1 protein-coding gene is annotated in these 20,073 nt (G+C 75.3%); it reads left to right on the forward strand.

Translation table 11 applies throughout. From position 1 onward, the window contains the following. The first annotated feature begins 1,121 nt into the window (after window positions 1–1,121). Window positions 1,122–20,069 carry a non-ribosomal peptide synthetase gene (locus IG54_RS38070; protein WP_063756241.1) on the forward strand — a complete coding sequence of 6,316 codons (18,948 nt, stop codon included), beginning with the start codon at window positions 1,122–1,124 and terminating at the stop codon, window positions 20,067–20,069. Window positions 20,070–20,073 lie beyond the last annotated feature (4 nt).

Genomic DNA, 20,073 nt, shown 5'->3' on the forward strand with positions numbered 1-20,073 from the left:
TCCGGTCACCGGTCCGCCGGCCGGGCTCGCAGGGGGACCGGTGGTGGCCGGGGGCGAGTCCGGGGGGCCGGTCGCCGGATGCCGGTTGTCTGGGCGGCGGGTCGGGCGGTTCGTGGGCCGGTTGGTTCCGGTCCTCGGGTCGTGGCGATCCGGTGCTCGGGCCGTCCGTGCCGTGCTGTGCCGTTCCGGTGTTTCGGGCTCGGGGTCGGTCGCCGGGCTCGGTGGTTCAGCCAAATCGGTGGCTGGCCGGGGGTTCGGCGACCGGGCCTGGTGGTTCGGGCAACTGGCCGGCGTTCGGCCACCGGGCTCGGTGGTCCCGACCGGCTCCGTGGTCCCACAACCGGGCCCGGTGGTTCGGGTGATCGGCAGGTGGTTCGGCCGCCGGGCCGGGCGGCCGGCCGCTGGACTCGGCGGTTGGGCTGCTGGGCTCGGTGGTCCGGCCGCTGGGCTCGGCGGTTGGGCTGCTGGGCTCGGTGGTCCGGCCGCTGGGCTCGGCGGTTGGCTGCTTGGGCCCGGAGCCCGGTCGTCAGGCCCGGCGGTCGGGCCGCGGGCTCGGTGCTCCGGACGCTTGGCTTGGTGGTTGGGCTGCTCGGCCCGGCGGCCCGGTTGTCAGGTCCGGTGGTTGGGCTGCTGGGCTCGACGGTTGGGTCGCTGGGCTCGACGGTTGGGCCGCTCGGCTGGGTGGTTCGCCTGCTGGGCTCGGCGGTTGGCTGCTTGGGCCCGGCGACCCGGTCGTCAGGTCCGGTGGTTGGGTCGCCGGGCCCGGTGGTCCGGTCGTCCGGCCCGGCGGGCTCTGTCGCCGCCGGTGGTCGCCGGCACCGGATGCCCCGGCGGCTCCGGTGGTGGGCCCCCCGGAGTGGCCCACCGCCGCAACCGGCGAGTCGTTCGTCGCAGCCACGGTTCTCTCACCGGCCCACGCCTGTCGGCCACCGCACCACCCCGCCGTACCCCGTCCGCTCCGCACCAGGTGACCATCCCGCTCTGCCGCACCTCCCGCACCTCCGTACCGCCGCGCACACCCCGTGTGTCACGTCCGGTCCAGCGCACTGCCCACCGGGCGGGGCCGGGACCGTCCACGTGGCCCGCGCCGCATCGCCCCGCTCTCCAGAAGGACTTCACCCATGACGGACCTGCACGACAAGCCCGCACCGGCGTCCTCCCTGCCGCAGGGCGGCCCCGCCGCCGACGCCCAGGAGAACGGGGCGGCTCCGGCGTATCCGACGCTCGGCGACCTGTTCACCGCCTGGGTGACGCGGACCCCGGACGCACCGGCCCTCTCCGACGGCCGACGGACCTGGACCTACCGCGAACTGGCCGACCGTACCGACCGGTTGGCCGCACACCTGAGAGGCCGGGGAGCGGGACCGGACCGGGTGGTGGCCCTGGTGCTGCCCCGCTCCATGGAGCTGATCGCGGCGGAGCTGGCCGTCACCCGGGCGGGCGCCGCCTTCCTGCCCGTGGACCCCGCCTACCCCGCCGAGCGCCGCACGCTGATGCTCGCCGACGCCGCGCCCGCGCTCACCCTGGACGATCCACGCCGGGTGGCTGAACTCCTGGCCACCGAAGACGCCGAACGCGCCGCGGGGCCCACGGCCGGCACAGGCACCGACACAGGCACCGGCGTCGACGCCGACCACGCGGCCTACGTCATCTACACCTCCGGTTCCACCGGCGCCCCCAAGGGCGTGACGGTGACCCACCGCGGCATCGGCGGCTTCACCTCGGCCGCCGCCGAGCGGTACGCGGTGGGCCCCGGTGACCGTGTGCTCCAGTTCTCGTCGCCGAGCTTCGACGCCTCCGTTCTGGAGCTGTGCGTCTCCGTCCTGGCCGGTGCGACACTCGTCGTACCGCCCAACGGGCCCTGGCTCGGCGACGAACTCGCCGAGGTCCTGGACGAGCACCGCATCACCCACGCGCTCATCCCGCCCGCCGCGCTGGCCTCCCTCCCCGACCCCGCACGGGGCACCGCCCGCCATCTGCGCACACTGATCGTGGGCGCCGAGGCCTGCCCGGCCGGGCTCGTGGACCGCTGGGGACCCGGCCGCCGGATGATCAACTCCTACGGCCCGACCGAGGCCACCATCGTCGCCACCTGGACCGGGCCGCTCACCGCGGGCAGCGGTACGCCGACGATCGGCGGCGCCCTGCCGCACACCCGCGTGTACGTCCTCGACGCCGCGATGCGGCCCGTACCGCCCGGCACCGACGGCGAGTTGTTCGTGGGCGGCGACGCGGTGGCCCGCGGCTACCTGCGCCGCCCGGGACTGACGGCGGCACGCTTCGTCGCCGACCCCTTCGGTCCGCCCGGAGCGCGCCTGTACCGCACCGGAGACCGGGTGCGGTGGACTACCGGGGGAGAGCTGGAGTTCCTGGGCCGACTGGACCGGCAGGTGAAGATCCGTGGCTTCCGGATCGAGCCGGGCGAGATCGAGGCGGCGTTGCGCCGGGTCGGAGCGGGCGCCGTCGGCGAGGCCGTGGTCGTGGTACGCGAGGACGTACCGGGCCACCACCGCCTCGTCGCCTACGTCACCGCGGCCACCCGGACCCCATCCACCGGCCCTGCCCACCCCACCCGCTCCAGCGACAGCGACAGGGACACCGACACCGACCCCGGCCCCAAGCCCGCCCCGCACCCCCTCGACCCCGCCGCCCTGCGCGCCGCCGTCGCGGACGTGCTGCCCGGCCACATGGTGCCGTCCGCCATCGTGGTGCTCGACCGGATGCCGCTCACCCCGCAGCACAAGATCGACCGGCGGGCCCTGCCCGCCCCGGAGCGGGAGGCGTCGGCCGGCCATGTGCCGCCGCGTTCGGCTCAGGAGCGCGCCCTCGCCGGGATTTGGGCGGACGTCCTGGGCGTCGACACCCTCGGCGTCACCGACGACTTCTTCGACCTGGGCGGTGAGTCGCTCCTCGCCGCCCGGATCCTCGCCCGCGTCCGGGACGACCTGGGCGTCCGGCTGACCGTGCGGGACGTGTTCACCGCGCGGACGATCGCCGCGCTGGCCCCCCTGCTCGCCGACCCGTCCGCCGCCGCGCCGCCGGACCCGATCCCGCCGGCCCCCCGCGAGGGCGCACTGCCGCTGTCCAGCGCGCAGCGGCGCCTGTGGTACCTCGACGACCTCACCGCGGGCGGCGCCGAGTACAACACCGGCGCGTCCCTCAGGCTGCGCGGCCCCCTCGACCCGGACGCGCTGCACCGCTCCCTGCACCGTCTCGCGGCCCGGCACGACTCCCTGCGCACCACGTTCCCCACGGTCGACGGCCAGGGCGTCCAGCGTGTCGCGGCGGAGCCGGACGTACCCCTGCGGACGGCAGATCTCACCGGCGTACCCGACGCACGCCGCGCCGAGGCCGCCGAAGAACTGCTCACCGAGGAGCTGGGCCGCGCGTTCGACCTGGCGGCAGGACCGCTCACCCGGGCACTGCTCGTCCGTCTCACCGCCGATGACCACCTGCTGCTCCTGGCCCAGCACCACATCGTCACCGACGGCTGGTCGGTCGGCATCCTCACCCGCGAACTCGCCGCCCTCTACCACGCGGAGACCACCGGCGAACCGGACGGACTGGCGCGACCCGCCGTCCAGTACCCGGACTTCGCGGTCTGGGAGCGGCGGCAGCGGACCGGTGACACGGACGCCGCCGACCTGGCCTACTGGAAGCGGCACTTGGCGGACCTCCAGCACCTTGAGCTGCCCACGGACCGGCCGCGCCCCGCCGTACGCACCACCTCCGGAGCCGCCCACCGGCACGTGCTGTCCGCCGAGTTGACGGCCCGGCTGCGGCAACTGGCGACAGGCCGCGGCACCACGGTGTTCACCCTGTTCGCGGGCGCCACCGCGCTGCTCTTCTCCCGCTACTCGGGGCAGCGGGACATCGCGTTAGGCACCGTCACCAACGGGCGGGGACGCCGGGACCTGGAGGACGTGCCGGGCTTCTTCGCCAACACCGTGGTCCTGCGCGGCGAAGTGGACGAGCGGACCACCGTGGACCGGTTCGTGGAGACGATGCGGACGACGGTGCTTGACGCCTTCGCCCACGACGGAGCCCCGTTCGACCGGGTGGTGGAGGAGCTGGCCCCGCCCCGGGACCCGAGCCGCACCCCGCTGGTGCAGGCGCTCGTCGTACAGCAGACCGCCCCTTGCGCACCGCCGCTCGCCGGTGGTCTGCGCGTCACCGGACATCCGCTGCCCCGCCCGGCCGCCCGCTTCGACCTGGTCCTGGAATTCACCCCCGACGCGGACACGGACGGCGGCTGCGAGCTGACCGTCGAGTTCAACACCGACCTGTTCGACGCGGCGACCGTGGCCCGGATGACCGCCCATCTGCATCGGCTCCTCGAGGGCATGGCCGACGGCCCGGGCCGCAGGCTGTCCGAACTGCCCATGCTCTCCGCCGCGGAACAGCGCACGCTGGTGGACAGATGGAACCCGCCCGCTCGTACAGCGCGCGACACCGCCGCCCGCACGCTGCCCGACCTGCTCCACGCCCAGGCTGTCCGGACCCCGGACCGGACCGCCGTCATCTGCGGTCCGGTCAGGCTGGACTACGCCGAGGTCAGCCGGCGCGCCGCCCGCCTCGCCCGGCTGCTCGTCGCGCGCGGCGCCGGGCCCGAGACCCTCGTCGCGCTCTGCCTGCCGCGCTCCGCCGACCTCGTGCCCGTGCTCTGGGCGGTGCTCGCCTCCGGTGCCGGCTACCTCCCGGTCGACCCGGACTACCCCGCCGAGCGGGTCCGCCTCATGCTCGACGACGCCCGGCCCACCCTCGTACTCGCCACCCGGGAGACCGCCTCCGCGCTGCCCCCGTCGTGCGTGCCGCTGCTCCTTGAGGAGTGCGCCGCGCCGGACGCGCCCCACACCGCCGTGCCCGACACCGACGTGCCCGACACCGAACTGACGGACGCCGACCGGCTCCGCCCGCTGCTGCCGGACCATCCCGCGTACGTCATCTACACCTCGGGTTCCACGGGCCGCCCCAAGGGCGTCATGGTCAGCCACCGCAGTGCCGCCGCGCTGGCCGCGTGGGCGGGGGAGCGGTTCGGGCCCGAAGGCCTGTCCCACGTGATCGCCTCCACCTCCCTCAACTTCGACGTCTCGGTGTTCGAACTGTTCTGCCCCCTGGTGGCCGGCGGCACCGTCGAGGTGGTCGCCGACCTGCCGGCCCTCGCCGACGGCACCGGCCCTCGGCACGCCACGCTCCTCAGCGGCGTGCCGTCCGTCGTCTCCCGGCTCGTCGCGGGCGGCTCGGCACCCCTGACCGCCGACACCGTCGTCCTCGCCGGTGAGGCCCTGCCCGCCCAGACCGTGCAGGACCTTGGGTCCGCCATGCCCGGCTGCCGGATCGCCAACATCTACGGCCCCACCGAGGCCACCGTGTACGCCACCGCCTGGTTCGCCGACGACGGGCCGCCGGAGCAGGCCCCGCCCATCGGCGACCCGGTGGCACTCACCCGCACCTACGTCCTGGACGCCGCCCTGCGACCGCAGCCCGTCGGGGTCACCGGCGAGTTGTACCTCGGGGGCGGCGGCCTGGCCCGCGGCTACCTGAACCGGCCAGGACTGACCGCCGCCCGGTTCGTCGCCGACCCGTTCGGCGCGCCCGGAGAGCGCATGTACCGCACCGGCGACCTGGTGCGCAGGCGGCCCGACGGCGCTCTCGAATACGTGGGCCGTATGGACCAGCAGGTCAAGGTGCGCGGTTTCCGCATAGAGCTGGGCGAGGTGGAGGAGGCGCTGCGCGGCTGCGCGGGCGTCGCCGAGGCGGCGGCCGTCGTCGCCACCGACGGCGAGGGCCACCGGCGTCTGGCCGGCTACGTCGTCCCGGCCCCCGGGCAGCACACCGAGCCCGACGCGGTGCGCCGCGAACTCGGCCGTACGCTGCCCGACTACATGGTCCCCGCGACCGTCGTCGTGCTGGACGCCCTGCCGCTCAACCCCAACGGCAAGCTCGACCGGGGGCGGCTCCCCGACCCCGGCCCCGCCGTGCGCGCGGTACGGCACGTCACGCCCCGCACGCCCACCGAGCGCACCCTCGCCGCGATCTGGGCGGAGGTGCTGCGGGAGCGGCGCATCGGCGTCGACGACAACTTCTTCGAACTCGGCGGCGACTCGATCCTCAGCATCCAGGTGGTGGCCCGCGCCCGGCAGGAGGGCCTGCCGCTCACCTCCCGGGACCTCTACCAGCACCAGACCGTGGCCGCCCTCGCACACTGCGCGGACGCGGCGGCCGGCCCGCGCGAAGCCGCGCCCGCGCCCGAGGCGCCCACCGGCACGGCCCCCCTCACGCCCATCCAGGACTGGCTGTTCGATGCCGTCGGAGAGGGCGCCGGCCACTTCTCCCAGGCGCTGTCCCTGCGGATGCCCGCCGACCTGGACCCGGCGGCGCTGGAGGACGCGCTGAACGACCTGGTCGCCCACCACGACGCCCTGCGCTCCCGCTTCACCACCGGTGAGCAGGTCGGATGGCACATCGACGAGCAGACCCCCCGCCTGCTCCTGGCCCGCCACACCGGCCCGGAGACGGACACCCCGCACTTCGGCCCGTTCGACCTCGCCCAAGGACCGCTGCTGCGGGCCGTGTTGCACGACACCGGCGCGGACCTGCACGTGCTGCACCTCAACGTGCACCACCTCGTGGTCGACGGAGTGTCCTGGCGCCTGCTCCTCGAAGACCTGGACCGCGCCTACCGGGCCCGCCGCGCGGGCGGGGACGGCGCGGCGGCGCTGCCCGCGAAGTCCTCACCGCTGCGGCAGTGGGCCCGCAGGCTGAGCGCCCACGCGGCGGACGGCGGCTTCGACGACGAGCGCGCGTACTGGGCCGAGGCGGTCCCCGACACCGGGCCCGCCCTGCCCGCCGGACTGACGGGCGGCCCCGGCACCTACGCCGAGCAGCGCTCGCTCACCGTGCGCCTCGACGCCGAGGCGACCTCCGCCCTGCTGCGCACCCTGCCCGACACCTACCGCACCCAGGCCAACGACGTCCTGCTCGGCGCGCTCGGCCGCGCCCTGTGCGGCTGGAGCGGCCGGGAGCGGGTGGTGGTCGACGTCGAGGGACACGGCCGCGAGGAACTCTTCGCCGGGCTGGACATCAGCCGCACGGTCGGCTGGTTCACGACCCGGCACCCCGTCGCGCTCGCCGTCCCCGAGGACACCGGCTGGGACATAGTACTGAAGCAGGTCAAGGAGCAGCTGCGCGCCGTACCCCGCAACGGCATCGGCCACGACGTGCTGTTCCGGACGGCCGGTGACGGCACGCCGCCGCGCACCGCGGCCGCGCAGATCAGCTTCAACTACCTGGGCCGCATGGACACACCGGAGGACCCCGACAGCCTCTACCAGGGCACCGTACGCCCGTTGGAGCTGGACGCCGACCCGGCGGCCGAGCGCCCGCACGCCGTCGAGGTCGTCGGCCAACTCGTGGGCGAGGCGCTGGAGTTCACCTGGTTCTACGCCGACCTGCCGGGTCGCGAGGACGCGGTCGCGGACCTCGCCGGGCGCTTCGGTGACGCGCTCACCGACCTGGCCCGGCACGCCAACCGGCCGGGCGCCGCGGGGCGCACCCCGTCCGACTTCCCGCTCGTCCCGCTCGACCAGGCCGCCGTGGACCGGATCACCGGCGCGGACCCGGCCGCGGTGGCCGACGTGCTGCCGCTCACGCCCACCCAGGCGGGCATGCTCTTCCACGGCCTGTCCCAGGACGACCGCGGCGTCTACGTCCAGCAGCTGACGTTCGTCCTGGACGGCGTGCCCGACCCGGCGGCCCTCGCCGCGGCCTGGCAGCACGTCACCGACCGCGCCGAGGTGCTGCGCGGCCGGGTCGTCTGGCAGGACGTACCCGAACCGCTGATGGTGGTGGAGCGCCACGTGGCCGTGCCGGTCACCCACCTGGACTGGCGCGACCTGGCGCAGGACGAGTGCCGGGCCCGCCTCGACGACCTGCTCGTCCAGGACCGCGCCGACGGCATCGACCTCGGACGGGCCCCGCTCCAGCGCCTGCTGCTCGCCCGCGTCTCCGACACCGCCGTGCGCGTGGTGTGGTCCTTCCACCACCTGCTGCTCGACGGCTGGAGCATGTTCCAGGTGCTCTCGGACGTCTTCACCCACCACGCGGGACCCGACGCCGCCCTGCCGCACCGCCCGTCCTACCGGGAGTACGTCTCCTGGCTGCGGGGGCGCGACCGGGAAGCGGCCGAACGGCACTGGCACCGCCGCCTGTCCGGCCTGAGCGAGGCCACGCCGCTGCCCTACGACCGCGAGCCGCGCGAGGCCCACCGCGCCGAGTCCACGCACGCGGTCCACGGCACCCTGCCCGCGGCCGACACACGCGCACTGGAAGAGCTGGCCCGCACCTCGGGACTCACCCTGAACACCCTGGTGCAGGGCGCCTGGGCGCTGCTCCTCGCCCGGCAGGCGGGCCGCGACGACGTGGTGTTCGGCACCACCGTGTCCGGCCGGCCGCCCGAGCTGCCCGGCGCCGAGGCCATGACCGGCCTGTTCATCACCACCCTGCCCACCCGGGTCACCGTCCCCGGCCACGGCACCCTGCTCGACTGGCTGCGCGCGCTCCAGCACGACCAGAGCGAGGACCGGCGCTTCGACCACCTGCCGCTCACCCGGATGAGGACGTTCACCGAACTGCCCGAGCGCGTCGGCCTCTTCGACAGCATCGTCGTCTTCGAGAACTACCCGGTGGACGACGACCTCGCCGCCACCCACGGACTGCGCCTGAGCGGCCTGGAGGGCGTCGAGACCACCAACTACCCGCTGAGCCTGACCGCTTACCCGGGTACGGAGCTGGGCCTGCGCCTCGGCTACGACCCCGAGCTGTTCGACGCCGGCACGGCCGGGCGCATGGCGGAGTACCTCACCGTCCTGCTCACCGGCATGACCACCGGCTCCCGGCGCCCGCCCGCCCGGCTGCCGCTGCTCGGCCCCGACCGCCGCGAACAGGTCCTGCACGCCTGGAACGACACCGCCACCGACCTGCCCGACAGCACCGTCGCCGGCCTCTTCGCCGCCCAGGCGCGCCGCACTCCCGACGCCGTGGCCCTGGAAGCCGGGGACGAGCACCTCACCTACCGCGAACTCGACACCCGCGCCGCCGGGTTGGCGGCCCGGCTGGCCGGGGCCGGGGTGTGCCCGGAGCACCCGGTCGGCGTCCTCATGGACCGCTCCGTCGACCTGATCGTCACCCAGCTGGCGCTCGTGCGCACCGGCGGCGTGTACGTGCCCCTCGACGGCAGGGCACCGGCCGAGCGGCTGCGCAGGGCCCTGGCCGAGGCCGGGGCCGGCCTGCTGCTCACCGACGCCGCCTGGGAGGCGACGGCCCACGACGTGCTGCCCGGCGACCGCGTCCTGCGCGCCGACGGCGCCTTCGAGCCGCCCTCCGGGCCGGTGCCCCACCATGCCGTGCACCCCGACAACGTCCAGTACCTGATGTTTACTTCGGGCTCCACCGGCACGCCCAAGGGCGTCGCGGTACGCCAGCGGGACGTCGCCGCGCTCGCCCTCGACCGGGCATTCGCCGGGCACGACCGGGTCCTCGTCCACTCGCCGCACGCCTTCGACGCCGCCACCTACGAGGTGTGGGTGCCGCTGCTGCGCGGCGGTACGGCCGTCCTCGCCCCGCCCGCCGACCTGGACGCCGCCCACGTCCGGCACGCCGTCACGGAACAACGGGTGAGCTGCCTGTGGCTGACCGCGGGCCTGTTCCGCCTGCTCGCCCAGGAGGACCCCGGCTGCCTGCGCGGTGCCCGCGAGGTGTGGACGGGCGGCGAGGCCGTGCCGGGCGCGGTGGTGCGCCGGGTCCTCGACGCCTGCCCCGGCCTGACCGTCGTCGACGGCTACGGCCCCACCGAGACCACCACCTTCGCCACCCGCCGCGTCTTTGGCCCCGGCGACCCGCTGCCCGCCGTGCTGCCCATCGGACGCCCGCTCGACAACACCCGCGTATACGTCCTGGACAGCGCCCTCCAGCCGCAACCGCCGGGCATCCCCGGCGAGCTGTACATCGCGGGCGCCGGCCTGGCCCGGGGCTACGCGGGGCGGCCCGGCGCGACCGCCGCCCGCTACCTCGCCGACCCCTACGGCCCGCCCGGCACCCGCATGTACCGCACCGGCGACATCGTGCGCTGGAGCGCCGACGGCGAACTGCACTTCGTCGGCCGCGCGGACGACCAGATCAAGATCCGCGGCTTCCGCGTCGAACCCGCCGAGATCGAGGCCGGGCTCACCGCCCACCCGGCCGTCGCCGAGGCCGTCGTCTCCCTGTACGACGACGGCGGACGCAAGCGGCTCGCCGCCCACCTCGTGCCGTCGTGCGGGACCGAACTGCCCTCCGCCGCCGAGCTGCGCGCGCACTTGGCCGCCGGGCTGCCCGACTACATGCTGCCCGCCGCGTTCGTCACCGTGCCCGAGCTGCCGTTGACGGCCAACGGCAAGGTCGACCGGCGGCACCTGCCCGCACCCGACTGGTCGGCGGGCGGCGACCGGGCCCACCGCGCCCCGCGCACCGAGACGGAGCGCGTCCTCGCCGGGATCTGGGCCGAGCTGCTCGGCGTGGCCCGGGTCGGCGTGGACGACAACTTCTTCATGCTGGGCGGCGACTCCATCCTCAGCATCCAGGTGGTCTCCCGGGCCCGCGCCGCGGGGCTCGCCCTCAGCCCCCGCGACCTCTTCCGGCACCCCACCGTGGCCGAACTCGCCGCGGCCACCGGCGGCGCCGCGCCCGCCGTCGCGGGCACCGCACCCGTCACCGGAGCGGCGGACCTCCTGCCGATCCAGCGCTGGTTCCTCGACCCGCGGCCCGCGCACCCCGCCTTCTTCAACCAGTCCGTCGTCATCGAGACGGCCGACGCCGTCGACCAGGACGCCCTGCGCGCCGCCCTCACCGCCCTGTGGACGCACCACGACGCCCTGCGCGCCCGGTTCCTCCTCGACGACGACGGCGCCTGGCGGCAGGACATCGGCGCCGCCGACGGCCAGATACCCGACCTGCTCCAGGTCCACGACCCGGCGGACGAGGAGAGCGCCACCACGGCGGCGCACACCGGACTGCGCCTCGACACCGGCCCGCTGCTCACCGCCCGCCTGTTCACCGCCGACGGCACCCGGCCCGCCCGGCTGCTGCTCGTCGCCCACCACCTGGTGGTCGACGGCGTCTCCTGGCGCATCCTCCTGGAAGACCTGGAGACCGCCTACCGCCAGGCCGCCTGCGGTGAACCCGTACGGCTGCCCGCCCGCACCACCTCCGTACGGGAATGGGCCGCCCGGCTGCGCGACGACGACCGCTTCGCCGCGCGGCTCGGCCACTGGGAGCACACCGCCCGGACCTGCGCCGACCCGCTGCCCGTGGACCGCGACGGCGGCAACACCACGGCCGACGTCCGCGAGGTCACCGTCCGCCTCGGCCGCGAACACACCGACGGCCTGCTGCGCCGCGTCCCCGGCGTCTACCGCACCCGCGTCGACGACGTGCTGCTCACCGCCCTTGGCCGGGTCCTCGGCGACTGGACGGGACGCGAGAGCGTCGCCGTCGGCTTGGAGGGGCACGGCCGCGAGGACCAACTGTTCGACGACATCGACCTGTCCCGCACGGTCGGCTGGTTCACCTCGCTCTTCCCTCTCGCACTGTCCGTCCCGGCCGGATCCTGGGGCGCCGCGCTGAAATCGGTGAAGGAGCAGCTGCGGGCCGTACCCGACCGCGGACTGGGCTACGGCGTGCTGCGCCACCTCGCCCGCGAGGAACGGCTCACCGGCGCGCCCGAGCCCGGCATCAGCTTCAACTACCTGGGCCGCTTCGACTGGTCCGCCGACGCCGGCACCCTGGTCGCGGCCGTGCCCGGCGGACTGGGCGGCGCCGAGGCACCGGACACCGAACGCCCGCACCTCATCGACGTCGTGGCCCGGGTCGAGGACGACCAGCTGGAGATCACCTGGTACTACAGCGACGGACGGCACCACGAGAAGACCGTCACCGCGCTGGCCGACGCCATGCTCCGGGCGCTTCGCGACATCGTCGCCCACTGCGCCCTGCCCGACGCGGGCGGCCGTACGCCGTCGGACTTCCCGCTGGCCCGCCTCGACCAGAGCGCCGTGGACAGGATCGTCGGCGACGGCCGCGGCGTCGCCGACATCTACCCGCTGACGCCGATGCAGGCCGGCATGCTCTTCCACAGCCTGCTCGACGCCGACAGCCGCACCTACGTCAACCAGGTGCAGCTCGTCCTGTCCGGCGTCACCGACCCGCACGCCCTCGCAGAGGCGTGGCAGCACACCGCCGACGCCAACCCCGTACTCCGTACCCACCTCGTGTGGCAGGAGACCGCGGAACCCCTCCAGGTCGTCCGGCACCGGGCCGCCGTGCCCGTCACCCACCACGACTGGACCGGATGGTCCGCCGAGCGCGGCGCGCGGGAGCTGGACCGGCTGCTCACCGAGGACCGGGAGGCCGGCGTCGACCTGGGCGCCGCACCCCTGATGCGGCTGACGCTGATCCGGCTGACGGCGGACCGGGTCCGGCTGGTGTGGACCTTCCACCACGTCCTGCTCGACGGCTGGAGCGCGGCCCAGGTCTTCGACGAGGTGTGCGAGCGGTACGCCGCCCTGACCGCCGGGCGCCGCCCACAGCTGCCCGGCCGCCGGCCCTTCTCCGACTACCTGCGCTGGCTGTCCGGACGGGACACCGCCCGCGCCGAGCGGTACTGGCGCACCACCCTCGCCGGCTTCCAGGCGCCCACCGAACTGCCCCGCGACCGGCGGCCCGCCGAGGCGCACCGCGCCTCCTCCTCCGGGTCCGTGCGGACGACCCTCGGCGCGGACGTCTCGGCACGGCTGCGGGAGACCGCCCAACAGGCCGGACTGACCCTCAACACGGTCGTCCAGGGCGCGTGGGCGCTGCTGCTGTCCCGTTACGGCGGCGGCGAGGACGTGGTGTTCGGTACGACCGTCTCCGGCCGGCCCGCCGACCTGCCCGGCGTCACCTCGATGGTCGGCCTGTTCATCAACACCCTGCCCACCCGGGCCCGTATCGACGGGCGGCGCGGGCTCCTCGACTGGCTGCGCGAACTCCAGGACGCCCAGGCGGAGGCCCGGCGCCACGACTTCGTCTCGCTGGCACAGGTCCAGTCGTGGAGCGACGTACCCGGCGGCACCGCCCTGTTCGACTCCATCGTGGTCTTCGAGAACTACCCCTTCGACGAGGGCGCCCTGGCCCGGCACGGCCTGGCCATGGAGCAGGAGCGGGACCTGGAACCGACGAACTACCCGCTCAGCGTGGTCGTCGCGCCCGGCGACAGCCTGGCCGTGAACCTGGACTACGACCCCGCCGCCTTCGACACCGGCACGGTCGAGGCGCTCGGCGGGAGCCTGTGCGCCCTGCTGGCCGCCATGGCCGACGCGCCGGACCGCCGCCTGGCCGACCTGCCGCTGCTCGACCCGGCCGAGGGACGCGACCTGGTGGCCCGCTTCGGCGGACGGGTGGCCGACGCACCGCACGACACCCTGCCCGAGGCCTTTGGGCGGCAGGCCGGGCGCACACCCGACGCCCCGGCCGTCCGCCACGCCGACAGCTGCCTCAGCTACCGCGAACTCGACGCCCGCTCCAACCGGCTCGCCCGGCTGCTCATCGCCGCCGGCGCCGGACCCGAACGCTTCGTCGCGCTCTGCCTGCCCCGCACCGCCGACCTGGTCGTAGCGCTCCTCGCGGTGCTGAAGAGCGGCGCCGGATACCTGCCGGTCGACCCGCAGTACCCCGCCGAGCGCGTCGCGTTCCTCTTCGACGACGTACGGCCGGACGCCGTGATCACGGCCACCGAGACCGCGGGCCGGCTGCCCGAGGGCCCGTACGCCCGGATCATGCTCGACGAGGAGCCCGGCACCGACCTGCCGGACACCCCCGTCGGCGACGCCGAACGCCGCGCCACGCTGCTGCCCGCCCACCCGGCCTACGTCATCCACACCTCCGGTTCCACCGGCCGCCCCAAGGGAGTGGTCGTCAGCCACGCGTCCGTGCGCGCCCTGACCGACTGGGCGGCCGCCGAGTTCACCGGCCGCGGCCTCGAACACGTGGTCGCGTCCACCTCGCTCAACTTCGACGTGTCGGTGTTCGAGATCTTCTCGCCGCTCCTGTCCGGCGGCTGCGTGGAGGTCGTCCGCGACCTGCTGGCCCTCGCCGAACGCCCCGGACCCTGGCGGGCCGGACTGCTCAGCGCGGTGCCCTCGGCCCTGGACCGGCTGCTCGCCGAGGACGCCGTCGACGTCACCGCGGACACCGTCGTCCTCGCGGGGGAGGGGCTGCCCGCCCGGACCGTCGGCCGGGTCCGCGCGGCCGTACCCGGCAGCCAGGTGCGCAACATCTACGGGCCCACCGAGGCCACCGTCTACGCCACCGCCTTCACCTGCGACCCGGCCGACCCCGACCGCGATCCGCCGATCGGGCGGCCGCTCGGCGGGGCCCGCGCCTACGTCCTGGACGAGCGGTTGCGCCCGGTACCCGCGGGCGCGCCCGGCGAACTGTTCCTCGCCGGAACCGGCGTCGCCCGCGGCTACCTGCGCCGCCCAGGCCTGACCGCCACCCGGTTCCTGCCCGACCCGTTCGGCCCGCCCGGCAGCCGCATGTACCGCACCGGCGACCTGGTCCGCTGGACGGCCGACGGCGACCTGGTCTATCTCGGCCGGGGGGACGACCAGGTCAAGGTGCGCGGCTTCCGCATCGAACTCGGCGAGGTGGAGGCGGCGCTGGCCCGCCACCCGGCGGTGGCGGCGGCAGCGGCCCGCGTCGTCGAACACGCGGGGCACCGCCGCCTGATCGGTTACGTGGTGCCACGCACGACCCCCGTTCCCGCGCCGGCCGGGGGAGTGGGCGTGGCCGGGGGTTCAACTCCCGTGCCCGCGGCCGCCGGTGAAGCGGGCGTGACCCGGGACGTCACGGCGCTGCCCGCGGCCGCCGACGCCGACCCCGCCGCTCACCCCCAGCACCACCCCGCCGCTCTGCCCGACACGGGTGAACTCCGCGCCTTCCTCGCCCAAAGTCTTCCCGAGCACCTGTTGCCCGCCCTCTTCGTGCCGCTGGAGCGGCTCCCGCTCGGTGCCACCGGCAAGCTCGACCGCCGGGCGCTGCCCGTGCCCGAGTGGGCCGCGCCGACCGCCGGCACGGGTGGCAGGCCGCCGCACACGGAGGCCGAGCAGACTCTCGCGGCCATCTGGTGCGAGGTGCTCGGCGTGCCCGAAGTCGGCGCGGACGACAACTACTTCACGCTCGGCGGCGACTCCGTCCTCGGCATCCAGATCGTCTCCGCCGCCCGCCGAGCCGGACTCGCTCTGACTCCCCGGCACCTGTTCACCCACCAGACGCTCGCCGAACTCGCCGTCGCGGCCGAGCGGATGCCCGACACCGGCACGGCCGCCGAGCAGGGCCCGGTGACCGGCGACGCCCCGCTCACTCCCGTACAGCACTGGCTCCTGGACACCCTCACGGGCGACCCCGCCCACTTCAGCCAGACCATCTCCTTCGAGCTGGCCGCCGATCCCGATGAGAGGCTGCTGCGCGCCGCCCTGTACGCCGTACTCGAACACCACGACGCCCTGCGGATGCGCTTCGAGCCGACGAGCGACGGCCGGTGGCGGCAGTACGGCACCCCGCCCGACGACCGTGACGTCCACCTGGAGGTGCACGACCGGACGGCGCCCGAGGAGGTGGCCGACGCCCTGGGCGCCGGTTTCGACCTGGTCGGTGGCCCGCTGCTGCGGGCCGCGCTGTGCCGGCCGGGCGGCGGCAGGCGGCCCGTGCTGCTGCTCGCCGCCCACCACCTCGTCGTGGACGCCGTGTCCTGGCGTCTGGTCCTGGAGGACCTCGACGCCGCCTACCACGCGCTGCGGGACGGCGCCCGGCCCACGCTCGCCCCGAAGAGCACCTCGTTCCAGGCGTGGGCGCGGCGGCTCGCCGAGCACACCGAGGCGGGCGGCTTCGACGGTGAACTCGCCCACTGGCGCGGCCTTGATGGAGCCCCCGCGCTGCCCGCCGACCGGCCCGGCGGCGCGAACACCGTCGCCGACGAGGAGAGCGTGACCGCGGGACTCGACGCCGAGGAGACCCGCCGGCTGCTCCAGGACGTGCCGGACGTGTACCGCACCCGCGTCAACGACGTCCTGCTGTGCGCGCTGGGTCGGGTCCTGGCCCGCTGGACGGGGCAGGACCGGGTGGCGGTGACCCTGGAGGGCCACGGCCGCGAGGAACTGTTCGAGGACACCGACCTCGCCCGGACCACCGGCTGGTTCACCGCCATGTACCCCGTCGCCCTGGACGTGCCCCGGGACGCGGACACCGGCACCGCGCTGAAGGCCGTCAAGGAGAACCTGCGGGCCGTGCCGCACGGCGGACTCGGCTACGGCGCGCTGCGCTTCCTGCACCCCACGGCCGGCCGCGAACTGCCCGCCCTGCCGCCGGTCTGCTTCAACTACCTGGGCCGGCAGGACCGCACCGGCACGCCGGGCGGCCTGCTGCACACGCCCTACGGCGGACTGTCCGGCGGCATGGACCGCTCGGCGCAGCGGCCCCACCTCCTCGACGTCCTCGGCCAAGTCGGTTCGGATCGACTGGAGTTCACCTGGTCGTACTCCCGCGAGGTGCACGACCGGGAGACCGTCACCCGGCTGGCGGTCGAGCTGACCGACGAACTGCGCGCCATCGTCCGGCACTGCGCCGAGCCCGGGGCGGGCGGCCGCACCCCCGCCGACTTCCCGCTCGCACCGCTGGGCCAGCCGGCCGTCGACCGGCTCGTCGGTACGGGGGCGGCTGTGGCGGACGTGGTGGACATCTACCCGCTCACGCCCACCCAGACCGGCATGGTGATGCACGGACTGGACGAGGCGGAACACGGCCTGTACGTCGAGCAGATCACGTTCGTGGCGGACGGGGCCCGCGACCCGCGGACCCTGGCCGCCGCCTGGCAGCACGTCGTCGACCGCACCCCCGTGCTGCGCACCTCCGTCGCGCTGCGCGGCGTACCCGTACCGCTCCAGGTGGTCCACCGGGACGTGACGCTGCCGGTCACCGAGCACGACTGGAGCGCGCTCCCGGCGGACCGGCAGGCCGCGGAGCTGGAACGGCTGCTCGCCGACGAGCGGGCCCATGGCATCGCCCTGGACCGCGCTCCGCTGCTGCGGCTCGCCCTGGTCAGGCTCGGCCCGGACGCGGTCCGCGTGGTGTGGACCTTCCACCACGTCCTGCTGGACGGCTGGAGCGTCTTCCACGTCCTGTCCGACGTCACGGCCGCGCACGCCGCCCTCACCCGCGGTGAGCGGCCCCACCTGCCCGAACGCAGGCCGTTCGCGGACTACGCCGCCTGGCTCGCCGCCCGCGAGACCCACCAGGCGCGGGAGCACTGGCGCGCGGCCCTGGCCGGTCTGACCGGCCCGACACCGCTGCCGTACGACCGGCGGCCCGCGCCGGACACCACGGCCCGCTCCGGCACCTGGCTGTCCCGGCGCCTCGACGCCGAAGGGACCAGCCGCCTCCAGGAGTTCGCCCGCCGTAACCGCCTCACCCTCAACACCCTCGTGCAGGGCGCCTGGGCACTGCTCCTCGCGCGGTGGAGCGGGGAGCGGGAGGTCTGCTTCGGCACCACCGTCTCCGGACGCCCCGCCGATCTGCCCGGCGCCGACACCATCACCGGCCTGTTCATCACCACCCTGCCCGCCCGCGCCGAGGTGGAAGGCGACGCCGACTGCTCGACCTGGCTGCGTGCCTTCCAGGAGGCCCGCGCCGAGGACCGCCGCCACGACCACCTGCCCCTCACCACACTGCACGCCCTCGGCGAACTCCCGCCGGGAACAGGGCTCTTCGACAGCCTGGTGGTCTTCGAGAACTACCCCGTCGGCGACGCGACCGCGGGCGCGCACGGACTCGCCCTGCGGGACCTGGACGCCCGGGAGGCCACCAACTACCCGCTCACCGTGGTCGTCTCGCCCGGCGACCTGCTGACCGTCGAACTCGGCTACGACCCGCGGTACTTCGATGAGTCCAGCGCCGAATCGCTGGCCGGGCAGCTGCTGCACACCCTGGACGCGCTGGCCGCCGCGGACGGCACGGCCCGCCTGGACGACCTCGACGTCCTGCCGCCCGCGCAGCGCGAGCGGCTGCTGCGCGGCCCGGCACGCCCCGCGACCGGAGCGGTGCCCGCGGCCACGTTGCCCGCCCTCGTCGAGGCCGCCGTCGACCGGTGGCCGACCGCACCCGCACTCGAAGCACTCGACGCGGCCGACGCGCCCCTGAGCTTCGCGGAGACGGACGACCGGGCCAACCGCCTCGCGCACCGGCTCATCGCCCGGGGTACCGGACCCGGCGACCTCGTCGCGCTGTTGCTGCCCCGCTCGGCGGACATGGTCCTCGCCCAACTGGCGGTGACGAAGGCCGGTGCCGCGTTCCTGCCCGTCGACCCGGCCTACCCGAAGGAGCGGATCGCCCTGATGCTGAGCGACGCCGCCCCCGCCCTGACCCTCGACGCCCTGGAGGTCGCCGATCTGCTCGCCGCCGCGCCGGACGGCGTCCCCGGACACCGGCCCACCGACGCCGACCGGACCCGCCCGCTCGACCCGGACGACCCGGCCTACGTCATCTACACCTCCGGTTCCACCGGTACGCCCAAGGGGGTCGTCGTCACCCACCGCGGGCTCGCCGCGTTCAGCGCCGCCGAGGCCGCCCACTACCAAGTCGCCCCGGGGGACCGGGTGCTGGCCTTCGCCACGCCCAGCTTCGACGCCTCCGTGCTGGAGCTGTGCGCCTGCCTGCCGCACGGTGCCCGGCTCGTCGTACCGCGGCGGGGACCGCTCCTCGGCACCGAACTCGCCGACGTCCTGCGGGCCGGGCGCATCACGCACACCCTGCTCCCGCCGGCCGCGCTCGCCACGCTGCCGCCCGACACCCCCGGCACACTGCCGGACCTGAAGACCCTCATCGTCGGCGCCGACGCGTGCGGCCCCGAACTCGTCGCCCGGTGGGCGCCGCACCACCGCATGGTCAACTCCTACGGCCCCACCGAGGCCACCGTCGTCGCCACCTGGTCCGCGCCGCTGACGGCGGACGGCAGCGCACCGCCCATCGGCCGCCCGCTGCCCGCCACCGGCGCCTACGTCCTCGACGCCCGGCTGCGGCCGGTCCCCGACGGCGTCATCGGCGAACTGTGGCTGAGCGGACCGGCGCTGGCGCGCGGTTATCTCGGCCGGCCCGGTCTGACCGCGGCCCGTTTCACCGCCGACCCGTTCGGCCCGCCCGGCACCCGCATGTACCGCACCGGCGATCTGGTGCGCCGCGACAGCGCCGGCGAACTGCACTACCTGGGCCGCACGGACCACCAGCTCAAACTGCGCGGCCACCGCATCGAGGCGGGCGAGGTCGAGGCGACGCTGGTGCGCCACCCGGGCGTACTGGACGCGGTGGTGACCGTACGCGAGGACGAACCGGGCCTGCCGCGCCTGGTCGCCCACCTGCTCACGGCCCCCGGCTCACAGCCGCCGACCCCGGCGGAACTGCGGGAACTGGCCGCCCGCTCGCTGCCCGGGTACATGGTGCCGTCCGCGTTCGTGGTGCTCGACCGCTTCCCGCTCACCGAGAACGGCAAGACCGACCGGGCCGCCCTGCCCGCCCCGGCACCGGCGCAGGAACGGGAACGGCCCGAGTACGTGGCCCCCCGCACCCCCACCGAGGAAGCGGTGGCGGCCATCTGGGAGGAGGCACTCCAGACGACGGCCGTGGGCGCCGAGGACGACTACTTCCTGCTCGGCGGCGACTCCCTGCGCGCCCTGCTCATCGCCTCCCGCGCCAACGACGCGTTCGCCGTCACGCTCACCCCCCGCGACGTCCTGCTCTCCCGCACGGTGGCCGCCCTGGCGGAGCTGGTGGAGGAGCAGGTGCTGAGCGAACTCGAACAGAGCGCGTACGACGAGGACGCCGAGTACAGCGACTACGACACCGAAGACGCCGCGTCCGGCGACTACGAGACCGAAGACGCCACGCCCGGCGGCCACGACACCGAAGACGCCGCGTCCGGCGGCCACGACCACGACAACGAACGGTGAGGAT

The sequence above is a fragment of the Streptomyces sp. NRRL S-920 genome, assembly GCF_000717945.1.
Classification (GTDB): Bacteria; Actinomycetota; Actinomycetes; order Streptomycetales; family Streptomycetaceae; genus Streptomyces; species Streptomyces alboniger.

Coding starts and splice junctions, on each gene's coding strand:
- IG54_RS38070 (WP_063756241.1), top strand. CDS start 1,122: ATGACGGACCTGCACGACAAGCCCGCACCGGCGTCCTCCCTGCCGCAG.